Annotated in this window: 21 protein-coding genes; 16 read left to right on the top strand and 5 right to left on the bottom strand. The window is 68.0% G+C overall.

The window, feature by feature from the left end:
• The first annotated feature begins 14 nt into the window (after positions 1 to 14).
• The 10 genes from ACWPN8_RS06765 (at position 15) to ACWPN8_RS06810 (ending at position 7,520) form a co-directional block, all read left to right on the top strand.
• Positions 15 to 1,796: an autotransporter outer membrane beta-barrel domain-containing protein gene (locus ACWPN8_RS06765; protein ID WP_492240279.1), complete on the top strand. Its 1,782-nt coding sequence runs from the start codon at positions 15 to 17 to the stop codon at positions 1,794 to 1,796.
• A 30-nt stretch (positions 1,797 to 1,826) separates the two neighbouring features.
• A complete protein-coding gene (locus ACWPN8_RS06770) occupies positions 1,827 to 2,504 on the top strand; it encodes a phage tail protein (RefSeq protein ID WP_247872709.1) in 678 nt (225 codons plus the stop codon).
• An 8-nt stretch (positions 2,505 to 2,512) separates the two neighbouring features.
• On the top strand, positions 2,513 to 2,911 hold the full coding sequence (locus tag ACWPN8_RS06775; RefSeq protein WP_492240280.1) for a tail fiber assembly protein: 399 nt from the start codon (positions 2,513 to 2,515) through the stop codon (positions 2,909 to 2,911).
• 69 nt (positions 2,912 to 2,980) lie between these two features.
• The gene (locus tag ACWPN8_RS06780) at positions 2,981 to 3,556 is read left to right on the top strand and encodes a hypothetical protein (protein WP_492240281.1); all 576 of its coding nucleotides are present in this window, start codon (positions 2,981 to 2,983) and stop codon (positions 3,554 to 3,556) included.
• Positions 3,557 to 3,620: 64 nt separating this feature from the next.
• Positions 3,621 to 4,385, top strand: a complete 765-nt coding sequence (locus ACWPN8_RS06785) for a lysozyme (protein ID WP_492240282.1) — start codon at positions 3,621 to 3,623, stop codon at positions 4,383 to 4,385.
• Positions 4,382 to 4,630 (top strand): hypothetical protein, encoded by a 249-nt coding sequence (locus ACWPN8_RS06790; protein ID WP_492240283.1) that lies wholly within the window; start codon positions 4,382 to 4,384, stop codon positions 4,628 to 4,630. Before ACWPN8_RS06785 ends, ACWPN8_RS06790 begins: the two co-directional genes overlap by 4 nt.
• A 679-nt stretch (positions 4,631 to 5,309) precedes the next feature.
• Complete coding sequence (locus ACWPN8_RS06795; RefSeq protein ID WP_098740197.1) at positions 5,310 to 5,540, top strand: hypothetical protein; 231 nt, start codon at positions 5,310 to 5,312, stop codon at positions 5,538 to 5,540.
• Positions 5,541 to 5,812: 272 nt separating this feature from the next.
• Positions 5,813 to 6,232 (top strand): organic hydroperoxide resistance protein, encoded by a 420-nt coding sequence (locus ACWPN8_RS06800; RefSeq protein WP_492240284.1) that lies wholly within the window; start codon positions 5,813 to 5,815, stop codon positions 6,230 to 6,232.
• A gap of 154 nt (positions 6,233 to 6,386) precedes the next feature.
• On the top strand, positions 6,387 to 6,845 hold the full coding sequence (locus tag ACWPN8_RS06805; protein WP_098740193.1) for a MarR family winged helix-turn-helix transcriptional regulator: 459 nt from the start codon (positions 6,387 to 6,389) through the stop codon (positions 6,843 to 6,845).
• Positions 6,846 to 6,917: 72 nt separating this feature from the next.
• The gene (locus tag ACWPN8_RS06810) at positions 6,918 to 7,520 is read left to right on the top strand and encodes a GNAT family N-acetyltransferase (protein WP_492240285.1); all 603 of its coding nucleotides are present in this window, start codon (positions 6,918 to 6,920) and stop codon (positions 7,518 to 7,520) included.
• On the opposite strand, the gene ACWPN8_RS06815 is transcribed toward ACWPN8_RS06810, so the two are convergent.
• The 3 genes from ACWPN8_RS06815 to arsC all read right to left on the bottom strand — a co-directional run bounded on the left by ACWPN8_RS06815 (position 7,511) and on the right by arsC (position 9,975).
• Positions 7,511 to 8,491, bottom strand: coding sequence for an alpha/beta fold hydrolase (locus tag ACWPN8_RS06815; protein WP_492240286.1), 981 nt, complete (start codon positions 8,489 to 8,491; stop codon positions 7,511 to 7,513). The two genes, ACWPN8_RS06810 and ACWPN8_RS06815, sit on opposite strands and share 10 nt — an antisense overlap.
• A gap of 139 nt (positions 8,492 to 8,630) precedes the next feature.
• Complete coding sequence (gene prmB / locus ACWPN8_RS06820) at positions 8,631 to 9,575, bottom strand: 50S ribosomal protein L3 N(5)-glutamine methyltransferase (RefSeq protein WP_492240287.1); 945 nt, start codon at positions 9,573 to 9,575, stop codon at positions 8,631 to 8,633.
• Positions 9,576 to 9,633: 58 nt separating this feature from the next.
• Complete coding sequence (arsC, locus tag ACWPN8_RS06825; RefSeq protein WP_109095480.1) at positions 9,634 to 9,975, bottom strand: arsenate reductase (glutaredoxin); 342 nt, start codon at positions 9,973 to 9,975, stop codon at positions 9,634 to 9,636.
• Between the two features lie 224 nt (positions 9,976 to 10,199).
• Here arsC and serA point away from each other — a divergent pair, with 224 nt between their 5' ends.
• Together serA and ACWPN8_RS06835 are read left to right on the top strand one after the other, a co-directional pair.
• Positions 10,200 to 11,444, top strand: coding sequence for a phosphoglycerate dehydrogenase (serA, locus tag ACWPN8_RS06830; RefSeq protein WP_109095481.1), 1,245 nt, complete (start codon positions 10,200 to 10,202; stop codon positions 11,442 to 11,444).
• Positions 11,445 to 11,564: 120 nt separating this feature from the next.
• Positions 11,565 to 12,287, top strand: a complete 723-nt coding sequence (locus ACWPN8_RS06835) for a hypothetical protein (protein WP_109095482.1) — start codon at positions 11,565 to 11,567, stop codon at positions 12,285 to 12,287.
• Between the two features lie 9 nt (positions 12,288 to 12,296).
• Here ACWPN8_RS06835 and ACWPN8_RS06840 read toward each other — a convergent pair whose 3' ends face one another.
• Positions 12,297 to 12,611 (bottom strand): HNH endonuclease, encoded by a 315-nt coding sequence (locus tag ACWPN8_RS06840; RefSeq protein WP_109095483.1) that lies wholly within the window; start codon positions 12,609 to 12,611, stop codon positions 12,297 to 12,299.
• Between the two features lie 35 nt (positions 12,612 to 12,646).
• On the opposite strand from ACWPN8_RS06840, the gene ACWPN8_RS06845 reads away from it, so the two are divergent.
• The gene (locus ACWPN8_RS06845) at positions 12,647 to 12,985 is read left to right on the top strand and encodes a hypothetical protein (RefSeq protein ID WP_492240288.1); all 339 of its coding nucleotides are present in this window, start codon (positions 12,647 to 12,649) and stop codon (positions 12,983 to 12,985) included.
• 59 nt (positions 12,986 to 13,044) lie between these two features.
• On the opposite strand, the gene carA is transcribed toward ACWPN8_RS06845, so the two are convergent.
• A complete protein-coding gene (carA, locus tag ACWPN8_RS06850) occupies positions 13,045 to 14,217 on the bottom strand; it encodes a glutamine-hydrolyzing carbamoyl-phosphate synthase small subunit (protein WP_109095485.1) in 1,173 nt (390 codons plus the stop codon).
• Positions 14,218 to 14,584: 367 nt separating this feature from the next.
• Here carA and ACWPN8_RS06855 point away from each other — a divergent pair, with 367 nt between their 5' ends.
• The 3 genes from ACWPN8_RS06855 to dnaG all read left to right on the top strand — a co-directional run bounded on the left by ACWPN8_RS06855 (position 14,585) and on the right by dnaG (position 17,771).
• Positions 14,585 to 15,049, top strand: a complete 465-nt coding sequence (locus ACWPN8_RS06855; protein ID WP_109095486.1) for a GatB/YqeY domain-containing protein — start codon at positions 14,585 to 14,587, stop codon at positions 15,047 to 15,049.
• Between the two features lie 91 nt (positions 15,050 to 15,140).
• Positions 15,141 to 15,737, top strand: a complete 597-nt coding sequence (locus tag ACWPN8_RS06860; RefSeq protein WP_492240289.1) for a Uma2 family endonuclease — start codon at positions 15,141 to 15,143, stop codon at positions 15,735 to 15,737.
• Between the two features lie 126 nt (positions 15,738 to 15,863).
• The gene (gene dnaG, locus ACWPN8_RS06865) at positions 15,864 to 17,771 is read left to right on the top strand and encodes a DNA primase (RefSeq protein ID WP_492240290.1); all 1,908 of its coding nucleotides are present in this window, start codon (positions 15,864 to 15,866) and stop codon (positions 17,769 to 17,771) included.
• Positions 17,772 to 17,951: the final 180 nt, after the last annotated feature.

Raw genomic sequence — 17,951 nt, forward strand, 5'->3', positions numbered from 1 at the left:
CTGGAGTTGATCACATGGTGAGTGCCATCGACCCGACGAAGCCGGCCGCGGGAGCCGCTTCGACTGCCGACGTGCGAAACAACTTCGCCGCGGCAAAATCCGAAATCGAAGCGCTCCAGACGGGAAAGCAGGCTGCGTCCGCCCGTCTGGCTGCCCTGGCCGCGATCCTGCTGGTGGCGGACAAGCTGCTCTATGCGACCGGTTCCGACAGCTTCGCAACGGCCGACCTGACGGCCTTCGCCCGCACGCTGCTGGACGATCCGGATGCCGCGACGGCCCGGACGACCCTGGGTGCCGCACCGCTGGCGTCGCCGGTGTTCACCGGCACGCCGGCAGCGCCGACGGCGGCGGCAGGCACCAGCTCGACGCAGATCGCCACCACCGCCTTCGTCCGGGCTGCCATCAACGCCGACGCTGGCATCAGCCCCAACACCATTGTCCAGCGCGATCCGACCGGCGGAATCCTGGCCAAGGGGCTTATCGTTCTCAACACCGACGCCTCCGGGGGGAGCGCAATCGCAATCGGCAACGACGTCAGCAGCCTTGAAAACTTCATTATCACCAACGGATCGGCCAAAACCGACCTGGCAGGCGCGCGGTCGCTCAATGTCGTGCTGGGTGGCAAGCTCGGCATTTACGCCGCCGGGGGCGCGAGGGCGATCCTGATTGTCGACAATGCCACGGGCCTCGCTGACTTCAAATTCCCACCGGCTGTGAATGGCACGCCCCTGTTGAAGGCCGGCGACGTCTACACCAAGGCCGAGACCGATGCCAAGGTGGCGGTGGGATCGGCCACCATCGCTGCTGGCGACAGCTCCCTGCGGGTGACGGACACCGGCGCCGACGCCGGTGTCGTCGTCGGCAGGATCGACGGCGTCGACGTGATGAAGGTCGGAACGCCGGCGTCGGTGCAGCCGACCAAGAACGCGTCGGGCGCGGATTCGCCACAGCCCTACGTCGCCACCGTCTATGCAAGCAAGGGCCACCTTCGCCTGCATGGTGTCCACGGTGACGACAATGCCGTCAATCCGGGGCAGGGGGGGAATGTCCATCTCTATGGCGGGCATTCGACTGTCGATTCCAACAAGAACGCTGGTGGCGTCTATCTGGTTGGCGGCAAGGCCGATGGCAGCGGCACCGGCGGCGTTGCCGGTATGAAAGCGGGGGATTCGACCGGCGCCGCCGGGGGACCGGCGTACCTGGAGGGGGGCCAGGGTGCGACCACAGGCGGGGCTGCACAGGTCAAGGGCGGCCCTGGAGCTGTCGGCGGGTCTGTCTCGTTGCTCGGTGGCGAGCCGAGCAACGGCACTGCCGGCAGCGTCACCATCGGCACGCCCGACAGTGTCGGTACCAACAAGCAGGGTGCGGACCTTATCGTCACGGTTGGCCGTGGGACCGGGACGGCGCGGCACGGCCAGCTGCAGGCGACCATCGCCGGCGACGTGGCGTTTACGGTCGGTGGCACCTTCAAGCTGAACGGATCGCGTGTCGCCACCATCGCCGACATTCCGACCGGCGTCGCCGACGCCTACACCAAGGCGCAGGTGGACACCAAGCTGGCAGGCAAGATCGACAAGGCCTTCCTGTTTTCAGATGGCGGTACGGGGATCACGCTCGACCCCGTCAGCCTGACCATCCTGGATGACGCCGGATCCGGTTTCTCAGCTCCGGTGATGCCGGCATGGACCGGCGACGGCGGCACTGGGATTGGCGGCGGCATCGTCGGGGCGTTGTGGGGCCTCGGGGAGGCTCTCGACCAGTTGAAAGCCCGCGTCGCCGCGCTCGAAGCGCACTGACCCACCCATTTCTGAACCCTGGAGATCCCCATGGACCGTATCCGCGGGACCACGGTGGCGGCTGCATTGCCGGCCGCCGCCACCACCGGCGCGACCGGCTTTTTCACCGGCGGCGATCCGGCCTCCGGCGTCGCCGCCACGATCATCACCGCCGACTGGCTCAACACGATCCAGGAGGAGCTGGTCGCCATCGTAACGGCCGCCGGCCTGTCGCTGACGCCGAACAACCGGGCGCAGGTGCTGCAGGCGATCAACGCCATGATCGCGGCAGCGTCGGCGACGCCGGCCTTGGCGGCGGGGGCGATTGCCTTCTACGCCACCAGCAACGCGCCCACCGGCTGGCTGAAGGCCAACGGCGCCACCGTCAGCCGCTCCACCTATGCCGCCCTGTTCAGCGTGATCGGCACGACCTGGGGGGCGGGCGACGGCTCCACGACCTTCCGACTGCCCGATCTGCGGGGCGAGTTCATCCGCGGCTGGGACGACGGCCGTGGCGTCGACGGCGGCCGCAGCTTCGGCAGCTGGCAGGACGACCAGTTCCGCAGCCACAGCCACTCCTTCAAGTCGGGCGTCGACAGCGCCGCCGGGAACAACGACGAGAGCAACAGTTCGGACATCGGCGGCTGGGAGGACGGCTGGATCGGCTCGACCGGCGGTCCCGAGACCCGTCCCCGCAACGTGGCCCTGCTGGCCTGCATCAAATACTGAGGGGCATCATGGAAAAGATCGTCTACCAGCTGGACGCCGGCGGGCTGCTGCTGGGCACCACCGTCGCTGACGAGTTCCCGCTCGAGCCGGGCGTCTTCCTTATCCCGGCCGGCTGCGTCGAGATCGCGCCGCCGGCGGTGGCCGAGGGCCTGCGGCCGCGCTGGACCGGCGAGGCCTGGGCGGTGGAGGTCATTCCGGCCGTCGAGCCGGTCCTGCCGACCGACGAGGATTTGATCGCCGCCGCGCGCCGTCGGCGCGACATCCTGCTGAAGCGTTGCGACTTCACCCAGCTCCCCGACGCTCCCGGCGACACCGCCGCCTGGGCCGTCTACCGCCAGGCCCTGCGCGACATCACGGCTCAGCCGGGCTTCCCCGCGGCGATCGACTGGCCGGTACCGCCGGCCTGACCGGCGCGACAACACTCCAATCCAGTGACCCGGCCGCTTTGAGCGGCCTTTTTCATGCCCGGAGGTCCAATGTCTCCCTTCCTTTCGGCGGTCCTGTCCGCACTGGTCCTGGCCATCGCCCATCGCGAACGCGGCCAGAGCCACAGTTGGCTCGGCACCCAGGGCAGCCGCGTGCTGTTCTGGGGCCTGCCGGTGGGGCTCGTCGTCTACCTGCTGCATGCCGGCTTGGCGCTTGATGTCCACGCCGCCATGATCGCCACAGCCTGCGGTGCGGCTGCCTTCATCGGCATGGCTGGAATCCCCCATGGCGCCGGGCAGAACCTGCGGGTGCCGTGGTCCTTCAGCCCGCAATCGACCACGGTTTGGTCGGAAGACGACACCCTGTTCGGGATCACCAGGCCGGAGCGCCTGGGCTATCTGCTGGCCGCCGGCATCGTCCGGCTGTGGCTGATCTCGCTGCCGCTGGTGGCCACCCACCCGGCGGCGCTGTGGCTGCCGATCGGCGGCGTCGCCATGCCGGCCGGCTACCTGATCGGCACCAGGATGCCGCTGCTGGGCTGGAGGCTGACCCGTGCCACCGAGTGGGGGGAGCTGCTGACCGGCGCCGGCTTCGGCGTGGCAATCGCCATCGTCCTTCTCGTCTGACCACCCCCGATACACCGTCGCCCGGCAGCCCGCCCGGCGGCCTTTTTCATGGAAGGACCATCCCATGCGTGCGCTCCCCCAGGCCGCCGTCGAGCTGGCCAAGCAGGCCGAGGGCCTGCGCCTCACCGCCTATCCGGATCCCGCCAGCGGTGGCGATCCCTGGACGATCGGCTATGGCCACACCGGGCCCGACGTCCACACTGGCCTGACCATCACCGCGGATCGCGCGGAGCAGCTGCTGCAGGCCGATCTGGCGGCCGCCGCGGCGGTGGTCGACCGCGCCGTCACCGTCGACCTGACCGACAACCAGCGCGCCGCCCTGACCCTGTTCGTCATGAACGTCGGCGCCGGCCGGAAGGCGAAGGGCAAGGATGCCGGCAAGGACGGGTTTGTCATGCTGAAGAACGGCCAGCCCAGCACCATGCTGCGGAAGCTGAACCTTGGTGACGCCGGCGGTGCCGCGGCCGAGTTCAGCAAATGGACGCGCGGCAGCGGCAAGGTGATGCCCGGTCTGGTCAAGCGCCGGGCGGCCGAGGCGGCGCTCTTCCTCGCCGACGACGTCCATCCGGCCAGCCGTGGGGCCGAGCCGGCGCCGGCGCCGGCGCCGGTGACGCGCTCGGTTGCCGGGGTCAGCGGGCTGGGCGCGCTGGGCCTGACCGGCGTGGCGGCGGCATTGGACCAGGCGCGCGATGTCTCCACCGCCGCGCGCGGTCTGCTCGAAAGCCTGCCCGCCGGCGGGCTGGGCTGGGCGGTGGCGGGGCTGCTGGCGGCGGCGGTGGTGATCCTGCTGCTGCGCCAGCGGGCGGACCAGCGCCGGGCGGCGGCATGATCGTCGCCCTGCTAGATGGGCTCTGGGGCCGGATCGGCCCCACCCTGCTGGCCATCGGCGCCGTGCTGGCGGCGATCGCCACCTTCGGCGCCTCGCAGCGCCGCGCCGGGCGCCAGGAGGCGAAGGCGGAATCCACCCAGGAGACGCTGCGCGCCGGAAAGGTTCGACATGATGTTGAAGATGGTGTCCGCCGCGATGGTCCTGGCGCTGCTGACCGGCTGCGCAACCGCTGGAGCCGGGACTGAGGGCGCCTGTGCCGCCTTCCGTCCGATCTACATCAGCCGGGGCGACCAGCTGAGCGATGGCACGGCGGAGCAGCTGCTGGCGCACAACGAGACTGGTGCTCGCCTGTGCGGGTGGGGTGCGGCTGAATGAAGCAAGGGGTGGCCACCTTGATGGTGGCTGCGACGATGACCAGAGCGCCGACGATGGTTTGCCATATCGGCGCCGATCCCCATAACCTGTAATCCAGAGCTGCGGCCATCCGCCGCCAGCTGTTTGGGAGATCGTTTGGGAACGTTGGCAGAAATCGCTGATATTCGGCGGATTTACGCCCCCCTTCTCTTGTTCAATTTCAATACTTTAGCGGTTCCTCTCAAGTCTGGGGGTCTGGGGGTCGCAGGTTCGAATCCTGTCGCTCCGACCAGTTCCGGAAGGACCGGAGAAGCCTTGGAACCCAACGGTTCCAAGGCTTTTTCTTTGCCTGCACTCCAGGAAGCCGGCGCGTCTTCTGTCGGCATCGCATGGATGTCTTGGATGGAAAGGCAGGCACATGGGGCCGGCCGGCAAAGAGCTTCATTGAAGAGATCGGCCAGCCATTCCGAACCGGACAGGGATCGGCGCAATGGGAGTGTCCGGAAGCGAAGCGGGACCGAGCGCACGCTTTGGCGCGTTCATGCTCCACAGTGTCGCAACGAGGCCATCATGCTCCAACTCAATCCGCCGCTTCCCATGGACACCCCGAAGGGCCCCGCCCTCGCGCATTTCCTCATCGACTATGGTGCCGAGCACGATTTGTGCTGGGTCTGCTTCCAGGATGAGACCGGCGAATGCTGGACATGGCGGAACCGGGACGTGCGGGCGCCCAAGAACATCACCATGGGACGCAGGACCGACGAGCGGCGCGGCAAGGTGGACCTCCGGGTGGCGGAATGAGCAGCCTTTCACATCGCTGAGGGGGCTGTGGTCGGAAAAGCCGGGCGGAGCCAGCGCTGCCCGCGCCTCCGCCGCTTCCCTCTCATGCCGTGCCATGCGCCAGACGCATTGCGCACAATCTGATAACGCACAATCAAATACATTGCGCGCAATTCGATTGTGCGTCATTGTTCCTCTCACAAGATCACGGGGTGCCGGTTCGGACCGCCGCCCGGGAAATCAAAAGCCAAACCAAAATCCACCGCACAACGATCAGTGAAGGAGCACGCGCCATGAAGACCCTGTATTCGACCAAGGTGACCGCCACCGGTGGCCGTGACGGCAAGGCCGTCAGCGACGATGGCCTGCTGTCGGTCGCGCTGGCCGCGCCGAAGGAACTGGGCGGCCAGGGTGGCGCCACCAACCCCGAGCAACTGTTCGCCGCCGGCTATTCCGCCTGCTTCATCGGCGCCATCAAGTTCGTCGGCAACCGCGACAAGATCGCCGTCCCGGCCGATCTGACGGTGAACGCCACGGTCGGCATCGGTGCCCGCGACGATGGCGAGGGGTTCGGCCTGACGGTCGATTTCGTGGTCTCGCTGCCGGGCATGGACAAGGCCGCCGCCGAGGATCTGCTGGCCCGCGCCCACAAGGTCTGCCCCTACAGCCACGCCACCAAGGGCAACATCCCGGTCACCACGACCATTGCCTGAGGACCGGGCCTGAGGGCCGGGCCCGAGACCATCGCCTGAAGCGAAAAGTCTTCGGCATTGCGCCGCCGGGCTGTTGCGCGCGATTGTGCAGGCCGCATGATCGACCGACGCGCAGCACCCCGGCGGCGCGCCGTCTTTTCAAGGTTCAGACATCATGGCAGCCGACAGGGACGATCCGCTTCTGCTTTCCAATCAGGCGTGCTTCGCGCTCTATTCCGCCAATCTGGCGATGAGCCGCGTCTATCGCCCGTTGCTGGAGCAGCTTGGCCTGACCTATCCGCAGTATCTGATCATGCTGCTGCTGTGGGAGGAGGACGGCCAGTCGATGAAGCTGCTCGGCGAGCGGCTTGGGCTGGACAGCGGCACGCTGACCCCTCTGCTGAAGCGGATGGAAGGGCAGGGCCTGCTGACCCGCAGCCGCGATCCGCAGGACGAGCGGCTGGTCCGCATCGGCCTGACCGCCGAAGGGGCGGCCTTGCGGACGCAGGCCGAATGCCTGCCGACCCGAATCGCCGCCGCCGCCGGCTGCTCCGCCGCGGAGCTGATGTCGCTCCGCGATGCGCTGCTGCGGCTGCGCGACGATTTGAACCGGGCGGCCGATCAGGACAGATAGGATTGGGACTGGAAATCGTCGGCGGGAGAGCCTTTTCTATCCAGCCGCTTTCCCGATCCAAGGGGTCCGCCCGTGAGTTCCGTACCGACTGAGGACCGCCTCCGCCTTCGCTCCGCCGATGCCGACGACGCACCGGATCTGGCACGGCTGATCGACATCGCCGGCGGTGGCGTCTACGAATTCCTGCTCGACGGGCTGATGCCGGGGATGACCGCGGCGGAGATGCTGGTGCCCGGCCTGGCCGGGCGCAGCGGGTCGCTGTCGCATCGCCAGAGCGGTGTCGCCGAACTGGATGGGCAGGTGATCGGCATCGCCCATGGCTATCCCACCGACTGGATCCGGACGGAGGATTACAGCGGCCTGCCGCCTGACCGCGTCGCCCATATGGGCGAATTCGCCGAAACGCTGGACTGGGGCAGCTATTTCCTGTCCGCCCTGGCTGTCGATCCCGCGCACCGGCGCCATGGCATCGCCGGCCGGCTGCTCGGCTGGTTCTACGAGCGGGCGCGGACCGGCGGCTTCGACCGGATCACCCTGCATGTCTGGGCCGACAACGAGCCGGCCCGCCGTCTCTATGTCGGCGAGGGGTTCGAGGAGATCGGCAGCGCCGCCATCCCCTGGCACCCCCGGCTGCCGCACCAGGGCGGCAGCATCCTGATGCGGCGCTATCTGTGAGCGGCGATCCGCGGAGCCGTCTTCCCGGCTGACAGCTCACCGATCCGGCGCACGACTTGGTCCGGGTCGGCATAATGGACCATGTGGCCGGAGTCGGGCACCCAATGCAGCGTGCTGTCGGGCAGCACATGATGCAGCCGGCCGCTCTGCTCCTCCTGCTCGACCACGCGGTCGTGATGGCCGGCGAAGATCGCCACCGGGACGGTCACGTCGGCATAGCGGTGCTGCAGGCGGTCGGCGGCCGGCGCCATGGTCACGCCATCCTGGGCGTTGGCGCGCATCTGGCCCGGCCGGATGGTCAGGGCGGCGGGGAAGCTCTCGGTCAGATGCTCAGGCACCGGACGGGGTGAGAACAGCGTCTTCAGCAGCCCCGGCATCATCGCCATCGAAACCGGCGGCGACAGGGTGTGGCGCAGCAGGTCGCCCAGCACCGGCGTCGCCAGCGGCGCCACCAGAGCCGCATCGGCCCGCTTGGTCGGGAAATAATAGCCGGCCATCAGCACCAGCCCCTTCACCGCTTGCGGATGGTCCAGGGCCAGGGCCAGCGCCACCAGCGTGGCATAGGAATGGCCGACCACCACGGCGTTCCCGATCCCCAGCGAGTCGAAGGCCCGGGCCAGCAGGTCGGCCTGATCCTCCGGCGTCCAGGCGCGATCGCGCGGGCGGTCGCTGTGGCCCATGCCGGGCCGGTCGAAGGCGATCACCCGGTGGGTCCGGGCCAGACGCTGGAACAACCCGCTCGCCAGCGAATCGCCGAGTGCGGAGACGTTGCCGTGCAGCAGCACGACCGGCGGACCTTCGCCGGCCTCCATGTAATGCAGCCGGACGTCATCGACGGTCAGGAAGCGGCCTTCGGGCGGATAGCGCCGTTCGGCCGCGCGGGCGGCAAGCGTGTTGGCGACGGCCAATCCGCCCAGGGTCAGCGCGGTGAGGCCCAGGGTCTTGAGCAGGGTGGAGCGGCGGTCGGTCATCGGCGGCGTCCTCTCAGGGCTGCTGCGGTGCAACATCGTGAGAGGACAACCGGCGGGCGGGAGAAGGGTTCCTGGGGAAGCCGGGCCTCCACTTCGGTCCTCTCCCATCCGGGGAGGACCGAAGTGGGGCAATCGCGCCCTACTTTCGACTCACTTCCCGGCCTTCAGCTGGTCCCGCGTCAGCCAGAACACCTCGCCGAAGCTGTTGGCGGTCTGCAGCCACAGGAAGTCCAAGTGGGGATAGTCCGCCTCCAGGATCTCGCGGCCGGTGCCGAACTCGCAGAGCAGGCCGCCTTCCGGCGTCAGGTGCTTGGGCGCTTCCTTCAGGATGCGGCGGACGATGTCCAGCCCGTCGTCGCCGCCGGCCAGCGCCAGTGCCGGCTCGGCCCGGAACTCCGGCGGCAGGGCGTCCATCGAACTCGGCGTCGACATAGGGCGGGTTGGTGATGATGACGTCGTATTTCCGCGTCTTCAGCGGGGCGAACAGGTCGCCCTGATGCAGGGTGATGCGGTCCCCGAACCCGCTGTCGGCGACGTTGCGCTTGGCCACCTCCAGCGCGTCGGGCGACAGGTCCACCGCGTCGACCTGGGCCTCCGGGAAGATGCGGGCGGCCAGGATGGCGAGGCAGCCGGAGCCGGTGCACAGATCCAGCACCCGCTCGACCGAGGTCGGGTCCTCCACCAGCGTGAAGTCGTCGCCGCCGAACATGTCGGAGAACAGCAGCTCGCCGATGTAGGAGCGCGGGACGATCACCCGCTCGTCCACATAGAAGGGGATGCCCTGGATATAGGCCTTGTTCAGCAGATAGGGCGCCGGCTTGCGGGTGTCGATGCGGGCATGGAGGATGCCGGCCACCGCCTCGCGCTCCGCCGCGGTCAGCCGGGAATCCAGATAGGGGTCGAGCTGGTCGACCGGCAGGTGCAGCGACTCCAGCACCAGGAACACCGCCTCGTCGAAGGCCGTGGTGGTGCCGTGGCCGTAATCCAGCTCGGCCTCGTTGAAGCGGCTGACGCCGTAGCGCAGGAAATCGCGGATGGTCGACAGCTCGGCGGCGGCGGTTGCTGCGGTGTGCTTGCTGGTCACGGGCGGCTGGCTCCGGGGAAGGGGCGGGAGTGGGGGGAGCAGAGCGGATCGGAAACGGTCAGAGCAGGTCCAGCACCGACTCCGGCGGGCGGCCGATGCGGGCTCGGTCGCCCTTCACCACGATGGGGCGTTCGATGGCCGCCGGATTGGCGGACAGGGCGGCGACCAGCGCCTCGCCGTCGAGGTCCTTCGCGATGCCGGCCTCCGCCGCCTCCTTGGCGCGGGTGATGTCGCGCGGACCCTTGCCCAGCTTGGCGAGGAGGACCGACAGCTCCGCCGCGTCCGGCGGGGTCTTCAGATACTCGATCACCGTCGGCTCGACGCCGCGGGAGCGCAGAAGCTCCAGCGTCTCGCGCGATTTGCTGCAACGCGGGTTGTGATAGATCGTCACGTCGCTCATGACAGGCTTTCCAAGTTTGAAGAGCGGTCAGACTGATACACCCAACCCGCGCTGCGCGCCAATCCGGCATGCGGAAACGGACGCCGCGGCGCAACATCCGTCAGGTGACAAGGGCTGCCTTTGGTATTATTTTGCGCGCTCGCTTTTCCGAAAGGCCCTGCGCGCCGTATCCCGGTGGGCTGGCCTTGCGGGACAGAACCGATGCCCAGATACGGAAGCCGGCCGTGACCAAGCTCTCGCTCTCCAAGGACAAGATCAACATCCTTCTGCTGGAAGGTGTCCACGACAACGCCATCGACGAGCTGGCCCGCGGCGGTTATGCCTCCGTCGAGCGGCTGCCGCGCGCGCTGGACGAGTCCGAGCTGCTGGAACGCATCGGCTCGGTCCATATCCTTGGCATCCGCTCGCGCACGCACCTGACCGCCAAGGTGTTCGAGGCGGCGAGCAAGCTGATCACCGTCGGCTGCTTCTGCATCGGCACCAACCAGGTCGACCTGAAGGCGGCGCGCCGCCACGGCGTCCCGGTGTTCAACGCCCCCTATTCCAACACCCGGTCGGTGGCGGAACTGGTGATCGGCGAGATCATCATGCTGATGCGCGGCATCTTCGAGAAGTCGCAGCTGGTCCATGGCGGCGGCTGGATGAAGTCGGCCAAGGACAGCTACGAGATCCGCGGCAAGACGCTGGGCATCGTCGGCTACGGCCACATCGGCACCCAGGTGTCGATCCTGGCCGAAGCGATGGGCATGCAGGTCCGCTTCTACGACACCGTGCGCAAGCTGGCGCTCGGCAATGCGCGGGCCTGCGACTCGCTGGAGGAACTGCTGTCGGTCTCCGACGTGGTGACCCTGCATGTGCCGGACACCCCGCAGACCCGCGACATGATCGGCGAGCGTGAGCTGGCCGCCATGAAGAAGGGCAGCCACCTGATCAACGCAGCCCGCGGGCAGGTGGTGGAGATCGAGGCGCTGGCAGCCGCGATGAACTCCGGCCACATCCTGGGTGCCGCCATCGACGTCTTCCCGGTCGAGCCCGGCTCGGACAAGGAAGAGTTCCAGAGCGCGCTGCGCGGCATCAAGACCGCCATCCTCACCCCGCACATCGGCGGCTCGACGATGGAGGCCCAGGCCAACATCGGCACCGAGGTGGCGCAGAAGCTGCTCGAATATTCGGACAACGGCTCCACCGTCGGCGCGGTCAACTTCCCGCAGGTGGCGCTGCCGGTGCAGGCCGGCTGCACCCGCTTCCTGCACGTCCACGAGAACCGTCCGGGCATGCTGCGCAAGGTGAACGAGGTGTTCTCCGGCCGCGACCTGAACATCGCCGCCCAGTATCTCCAGACCGATCCGGAGCTGGGCTATGTTGTGGTCGACGTCAACGGCGACGTCGAAGAACTGGAGGTCGTCAACGACCTGCGCGCCATCGAAGGCACCCTGAAGGCGCGCTTCCTGTTCCCCTCCAAGCATTGAGGGCAGCATCGGGGGCCGCCGCCGGAGACCTGCGGTGGCGGCCCTTCGCTATCTCCTGCCGCCAAATCTCTTGCCACCAAATCTCTTGTAGGGGAACGGTTTCCCGGTAACAGTGCCGGGATGACCGTTCGCCTCCTGTTCCTTGCCGTTCCGGCACTCCTGCTGTCCGTGTCGCCGGCCGCGGCGCAGTCGAACGGCTGCACCGGATTTCCGCCGACCACGCTGGACCTCGACACCGTGCTGGCGCCGATCCAGCGCGACGATGCGCTGTCGATCACCCAGCTCACCCGCCTGCCGGGACGCACGCCGGGTCCGGTCAGCACCGCCGACAGCCATGTGCTGGGGCTGACCCAGGCGCGGTACGGCGAGCAGTCGCAGGTGTCGGCCCTGTTCAAGACGATGGGCGACGGCACCTATTGCGCCTCTGCCAGCAAGCTTGCCATCAGCTTCGGCTTCCAGCAGCGCATCGTCCATGTCGCCCGGGAAATCCCCGCCGGCTCCTGCCTGCATGGCGAGGTGCTTGCCCACGAGATGCGCCATGTCGCGGTGGACGAGGCCCTGCTTCAGGAAATGATGCCGCAGATCCGCAGCCGGCTGGATCAGGTGATCGCGGAAATGGCGCCGGTGCGCTCGCGCAGCCAGTCGCAGGCAATGGCGGCGATCCGCCGCCCGCTCGAATCGGCGATGCGGCGGATCATGCAGGAGTTCGGCCGCGAGCGCGACCGCCGGCAGGCCCAGGTCGATACGGTCGAGGAGTATGAGCGGGTCAGCCGCGTCTGCAATGGCGAAGCCCGCAATTACCTGCCGAAACCCGCCAAGCGGCGGACCGTCCGCCAGGGCTGAGAAGGACGGTCAGCGCTTGCGCCGCCGCCTGTCGGTGGCATGGCCGTCGTTGAATTCCGGCGGCTTGCGGCGGACCCAGCGGATGAAGGCGGCGAGGTCGGGATGGCCGCGCAGGGCGTCGATCTCGTGATACTGGTCGCGCAGCTGCTGTTCGGTCAGCACCGCATGGATTTTCGCATGGCAGATGCGGTGCATCGTCACCGTCTCGCGCCCGCCATAGGTGCGGGGGATCAGGTGGTGTTCGTTCAGGCTGCCGCCCGGCACCATCGGCCGGCCGCAGAGCGGGCAGGCGGGGCCATCCGGCTCGGCAGCTGGCCGGGCCATGTGGGAAAACGGATGATCGGGAAGACGCATATCTGTTGGAACCGCTGATCGCTGACCATGTTGGCAATCTAGGAGAGGCCATAAATGATATGGTCCGCAACCTCCAGGAGGCCACTGTGAACGATCCCAAATCACAGCCTCGCGACCAGAAGCATGACGGCGAAAAGGCCGCAACCAGCCAAACCGCCGCTGGCCAGACTGCCGCCGACCAGACTGCCGCCGGCCAGACTGCCGATTGCACCCAGTACGGCCAGGCCGCCGGATCGCCCGGCGGGCGTGGTGGCACAAGCTGCTATGGTGGCATCCAGCGGGTACAGCCGCGCACGGCGACCGCCGCGACGCTGGCCCCCGACAAGGACCGTAATGCCAAATAGGAAAAGGGGGAGCCGCGCGAACGGCTCCCCCCTTTTCATGACCTGCCGGCGGTATGGCGTCAGGCCGCCTTCTTCTCGGCGATCAGCTGGACGAAGCGGTCGAACAGATAGTGGCTGTCCTGCGGGCCGGGCGAGGCTTCCGGGTGGTACTGCACCGAGAAGACCGGCTTGCCCTTCAGGCGGATGCCTTCGTTGGTGCCGTCGAACAGGCTGACATGGGTGACCTCGGCGTCGGCCGGCAGCGTCTCCGGCACCACGACGAAGCCGTGGTTCTGGCTGGTGATCTCCACCCGGCCGCTCGCCAGATCCTTCACCGGATGGTTGGCGCCGCGGTGGCCCTGCTGCATCTTGGTGGTCTTGGCGCCCAGCGCCAGCGACAGCATCTGGTGGCCGAGGCAGATGCCGAACATCGGCACGCCGGTGTCGAGCAGGCCCTTGATGGTCGGCACGGCATATTCACCGGTGGCGGCGGGGTCGCCGGGGCCGTTGGACAGGAAGACGCCGTCCGGCTGGTGGCGCATCACGTCCTCGACCGAGGCGGTCGACGGCACCACCGTCACCTTGCAGCCGGCGGCGGCGAGGCAGCGCAGGATGTTGCGCTTGGCGCCGTAATCGATGGCGACGACATGGTACTGCGGCTTGTCCAGCGTGGCATAGCCGCCGCCGATGGTCCAACCGGCCTCGGTCCAGTCGTAGGTCTGGCGGCAGGACACGTCCTTGGCCAGATCCATGCCCTCCAGGCCCGGCCAGCCCTTGGCCTTGGCGACCAGCGCCTCGATGTCGAACTTGCCGTCCGGCGCATGGGCGACGACCCCGTTGGGCGCGCCCAGGTCGCGGATGCGGCGGGTCAGGCGGCGGGTGTCGATGCCGGTCAGGCCGACGAGGCCGTAGCTCTTCAGCCAGTCGTCGAGATGGCGGGTGGCGCGCCAGTTCGACGGATCGGTGATGTCGGCGCGCAGGATCAGGCCGCGGGCGGCCGGCGTGATCGTCTCGATGTCCTCAAGGTTGGCGCCGGTGTTGCCGATGTGCGGGAAGGTGAAGGTGATGATCTGGCCGGCATAGCTGGGATCGGTCAGGATTTCCTGATAGCCGGTCATCGAGGTGTTGAAGCACACCTCGCCCACCGAATCCCCCGTGGCGCCGATGCCTCGGCCGCGGAACACGGTGCCGTCGGCCAGGACCAGGACGCCGGTGTGAACCGCATTGTCGGAGGGGGGAGTGGCGAGAGTCATTCCTGTGAACCTTCCCAAAAACCGCGGCCGGCGACGGATCGGGTGATCGGCGGAACGGCGACGGCCTAGCGTCCCGCCGGGCGCGCACACGTAGCCGCTCGCACCCCGCCTCCGCCGGGATCGGACGGTTTAAGTGGGATCGAGTGGGCTGATCGGATGGGCCGGACATCCTATATGACGATTGGACGCAGGATTTCCAGCAATAGCTTTGCAAGGCGGCCCTGATCCGCGGACAAAGTCGGCGGTCCGGAGTGTGGTCATTTCCCGTCCGGGGCTTTTGCCATGGAAATCGGCAGCCATTTTGGGAATAGTCGGCTGTCCGGCCGGGGCCTTTCCTCCCGGTCCGACGAACCAAGGAACCTGGGACATGACGCTGCGCACGCAGTTCAACGACAGCCTGAAGGATGCGATGCGCGCGAAGGACACGCGCACTGTGTCCGCCATCCGCATGATCCTCGCCGGTCTCAAGGACCGCGACATCGAAGCCCGGGGGCGCGGCGTGACCGACGGCATCGACGATGCCGGCATCCTGTCGATGCTGCAGGGCATGGTGAAGCAGCGCAACGAATCGGCGAGCATGTACGAGCAGGGCGGGCGTCCCGAACTGGCCCAGCAGGAGCGCGAGGAGATCGCGGTCATCGAGCGCTACCTGCCCAAGCAGATGGGCGAGGAGGAGGTCGCCGCCGCCATCGACGCCATCGTGACCGAGCTGGGTGCCGCCAGCATCAAGGACATGGGCAAGGTGATGGCCGAGCTGAAGGCCCGCCACGCCGGCCAGATGGATTTTGCCAAGGCCGGCGGTCTGGTGAAGGCGCGGCTGTCCGGCAAGTAAGGCCGGGCTGACGGGGCGCTGGCCGCCGAGGGGGAACCCGAGGCCAGGCTTGCGCCCCAGGGTGGCGTGCAGCAGTCGGGAGGACGGTGGAATGGTCGCGGTCCGCAAGCCCACTTTCTCAGGCATGACCGTCGCGGAGTTCCTCGACTGGAACGGCGACGGCACCGACACGCGGTACGAGCTGGTGAACGGCGAACCGCGCGCCATGGCGCCGGCGAGCATCACCCACGGCATCCTGCAAAGCACCGTAGCCCGTCTGATCGGCAACCATCTGGCCGACCGGGCAACCGGCTGCCATATCGTGACCGCTCCCGGCGTGCAGCCCCGTGTCCGCTCCAGCCACAACATGCGCATACCCGACCTGGGTGTGACCTGCACGCCCGACGAACGGGGGCTCCGCACGCTGCCTGACCCGGTGCTGCTGGTCGAGATCCTCTCGCCCAGCAACGAGGCCGAGACCTGGGAAAATGTCTGGACCTACACCACGCTGCCGTCGGTCCGCGAAATTCTGATTTTGTGGACGGCCGGGGTCGGGGCGGAGCTTCTGCGGCGGCAGGCTGACGGAAGCTGGCCGGAGAGCCCGTTGGTGATCATGGCCGATGACACGCTGGGTCTGGAAAGCATCGGCTACGAGGCCTCCCTGCGCACGCTCTATGCCGGAACGCATCTCGTCAGGCAGCCGGACTGAGCTTGCGCCGTCTGCGCCATCTGCTCCCTTGGGGCCGGCGGCGCTGGTTCCCATACTATGCCTCTGCTATAGCGTGGCCCCCATCGCTTCCGCCTATCGTCCTTCGCATCCGGTGACCGTTCGACCATGGCTTTCCCGCCCCAATTCCTGGAAGAACTGCGCACCCGGCTGACTCTGTCGGAGGTGGTCTCCAAACGGCTGCGGTTGATTCGCGCCGGCCGCGAGTACAAGGCCCCCTGTCCCTTCCACAATGAGAAGTCGCCGTCCTTCTACGTCAACGACCAGAAGGGATTCTTCCATTGCTTCGGCTGCGGCGCCCATGGCGACATCATCGGTTTCGTCATGCGCCACGACAATCTCGGCTTCCCCGAGGCGGTCGAGCATCTGGCCGGCGAGGCCGGGCTGCCGGTGCCGCGCCCGACGGAGGAGGACCGCCAGCGCTACGAGAAGCGCAAGACCCTGCATGACCTCGTCGAGCAGGCGGCGCGCTGGTTCGAGCAGCAGTTGCACCTGCCGGCCGGACGGACGGGGCTTGATTACTTCCTGCGGCGTGGGCTGGACGGCGAGACCATCGCCCGCTTCCGGTTGGGCTATGCGCCCGGCGATTCCAATGCGCTGCGCACCTATCTCGGCAAGCAGGGCTTCTCCGACGAGGACATGGTCAATGCCGGGCTGCTGAAGCGGCCGGACGACGGCCGGTCGCCCTACAGCTTCTTCCGCAACCGCGTGATGTTCCCGGTGACCGACCGGCGCGGGCAGGTGGTCGCCTTCGGCGGGCGCATCCTGGAAGGCGACGGGCCGAAATACGTCAACACCGCCGACACGCCGCTCTTCCACAAGGGCACGCTGCTCTACGGCCTGTCGCGGGCGCGGCAGGCGGCGGCGGACGGCAAGCCGGTGATCGTCGCCGAAGGCTACATGGACGTGATCGCGCTGGTCCGCGCCGGCTTCGAGGGGGCAGTGGCGCCTCTGGGTACCGCGCTGACCGAAACCCAGGTGCAGGAGCTGTGGAAACTGATCCCGGCGGCGGAGAAGGTGCCCTTCCTGTGCTTCGATGGCGACAATGCCGGACGGCGGGCGGCCTGGCGGGCGGTGGAGCGCATTTTGCCGCACCTCGCCCCCGGCCAGTCGGCCCGCGTCGCCTTCCTGCCGGAGGGCGAGGACCCCGACAGCCTGATCCGCGCCCAGGGGGCGAAGGCGATGGGGGCGGTGCTGGAGGCCGCCATCCCGCTGTCCGACGCCCTGTGGCGGATGGAGAGCGAGGGCAGGCCGACCGACACGCCGGAGGCCAAGGCCGCGGTGAAGGCGGCGCTGGAGGCCCGTGTCGCCACCATCGCCGACCGCGACGTCCAGAGCTTCTACCGCACCGAAATGCGCCGCCGCGTCGACGAGGCCTTCGCCCCGGCGCGGCCGGCCTACAACCGCGGGCCATGGGTGCCGGGGCAGGGGCGGGGACGCTTCGGCGAGGCGCCGCGCCGCCATGTGCCGGGCACGCCCGGACGCCTGACCTCCAAGCCGGCGGGGGAGGGGCGCGGCCGCGCCTCCCGCCTCGCGTCGATGCGCGAGCGCATTCTGCTGGCCACGCTGATCAACCATCCGGATTTGTTCGGCGAACTGGCGGAGCCGCTGGGCCTGTTGCCATTCGGTGACCCGGAGCTGGAAAAACTGCGCTGGGCGGTCATCGAATGCCTTTCCGACGACCGCAACCACAACTCGACACTTGACGCCGATGCGCTTTGTCGCCACTTGTCATCCGCCGGCCATGAGACGATGGTCGGTGCTTTGCTAGGCGAGTCGACCTATGTCCATGCCGGCTTCGCCCGTCCGGACGCCTCCACGGAGGATGCTCGGAAGGGATGGTGGCCTGCGTGGCGGCATCTGCATCACGAGCGGGTGCTCGACGATCTTAGGGAAGCGAAGGCCGCTCTGACCCGTGACAACAGCGAGGCCAACTTCGCGAGGGTCGTGGCTCTTCAGCAGGAGGTCATAAAGTCCGGTCTGGGTATCGCGGACAGTGACTTTGACGAGCTTTGAGTGTTGACGATGCAGATCGTCGGCAATCGGGCGTCGGTTGATGGGTACAGAGGGCAACAGGACGGGGCCGCATGACAGTTTCTGTGATGGCGGGTTCTGGGTAGATACATGGTCTGGGGGTGGGGCGGACGGGCCGGGGAACCGGGACCGGGCGCTCCTTTCGTCTTTATTCACTGGGGT

The organism is Azospirillum sp. UENF 112521, assembly GCF_058780665.1.

What these genes read in the sequence shown, in the direction of transcription:
- ACWPN8_RS06765 (WP_492240279.1), top strand. Translation starts at nt 15, where the DNA reads ATGGTGAGTGCCATCGACCCGACGAAGCCGGCCGCGGGAGCCGCTTCG.
- ACWPN8_RS06770 (WP_247872709.1), top strand. Translation starts at nt 1,827, where the DNA reads ATGGACCGTATCCGCGGGACCACGGTGGCGGCTGCATTGCCGGCCGCC.
- ACWPN8_RS06775 (WP_492240280.1), top strand. Translation starts at nt 2,513, where the DNA reads ATGGAAAAGATCGTCTACCAGCTGGACGCCGGCGGGCTGCTGCTGGGC.
- ACWPN8_RS06780 (WP_492240281.1), top strand. Translation starts at nt 2,981, where the DNA reads ATGTCTCCCTTCCTTTCGGCGGTCCTGTCCGCACTGGTCCTGGCCATC.
- ACWPN8_RS06785 (WP_492240282.1), top strand. Translation starts at nt 3,621, where the DNA reads ATGCGTGCGCTCCCCCAGGCCGCCGTCGAGCTGGCCAAGCAGGCCGAG.
- ACWPN8_RS06790 (WP_492240283.1), top strand. Translation starts at nt 4,382, where the DNA reads ATGATCGTCGCCCTGCTAGATGGGCTCTGGGGCCGGATCGGCCCCACC.
- ACWPN8_RS06795 (WP_098740197.1), top strand. Translation starts at nt 5,310, where the DNA reads ATGCTCCAACTCAATCCGCCGCTTCCCATGGACACCCCGAAGGGCCCC.
- ACWPN8_RS06800 (WP_492240284.1), top strand. Translation starts at nt 5,813, where the DNA reads ATGAAGACCCTGTATTCGACCAAGGTGACCGCCACCGGTGGCCGTGAC.
- ACWPN8_RS06805 (WP_098740193.1), top strand. Translation starts at nt 6,387, where the DNA reads ATGGCAGCCGACAGGGACGATCCGCTTCTGCTTTCCAATCAGGCGTGC.
- ACWPN8_RS06815 (WP_492240286.1), bottom strand. Translation starts at nt 8,491, where the DNA reads ATGACCGACCGCCGCTCCACCCTGCTCAAGACCCTGGGCCTCACCGCG.
- arsC (WP_109095480.1), bottom strand. Translation starts at nt 9,975, where the DNA reads ATGAGCGACGTGACGATCTATCACAACCCGCGTTGCAGCAAATCGCGC.
- ACWPN8_RS06835 (WP_109095482.1), top strand. Translation starts at nt 11,565, where the DNA reads ATGACCGTTCGCCTCCTGTTCCTTGCCGTTCCGGCACTCCTGCTGTCC.
- ACWPN8_RS06840 (WP_109095483.1), bottom strand. Translation starts at nt 12,611, where the DNA reads ATGGCCCGGCCAGCTGCCGAGCCGGATGGCCCCGCCTGCCCGCTCTGC.
- carA (WP_109095485.1), bottom strand. Translation starts at nt 14,217, where the DNA reads ATGACTCTCGCCACTCCCCCCTCCGACAATGCGGTTCACACCGGCGTC.
- ACWPN8_RS06855 (WP_109095486.1), top strand. Translation starts at nt 14,585, where the DNA reads ATGACGCTGCGCACGCAGTTCAACGACAGCCTGAAGGATGCGATGCGC.
- ACWPN8_RS06860 (WP_492240289.1), top strand. Translation starts at nt 15,141, where the DNA reads ATGGTCGCGGTCCGCAAGCCCACTTTCTCAGGCATGACCGTCGCGGAG.
- dnaG (WP_492240290.1), top strand. Translation starts at nt 15,864, where the DNA reads ATGGCTTTCCCGCCCCAATTCCTGGAAGAACTGCGCACCCGGCTGACT.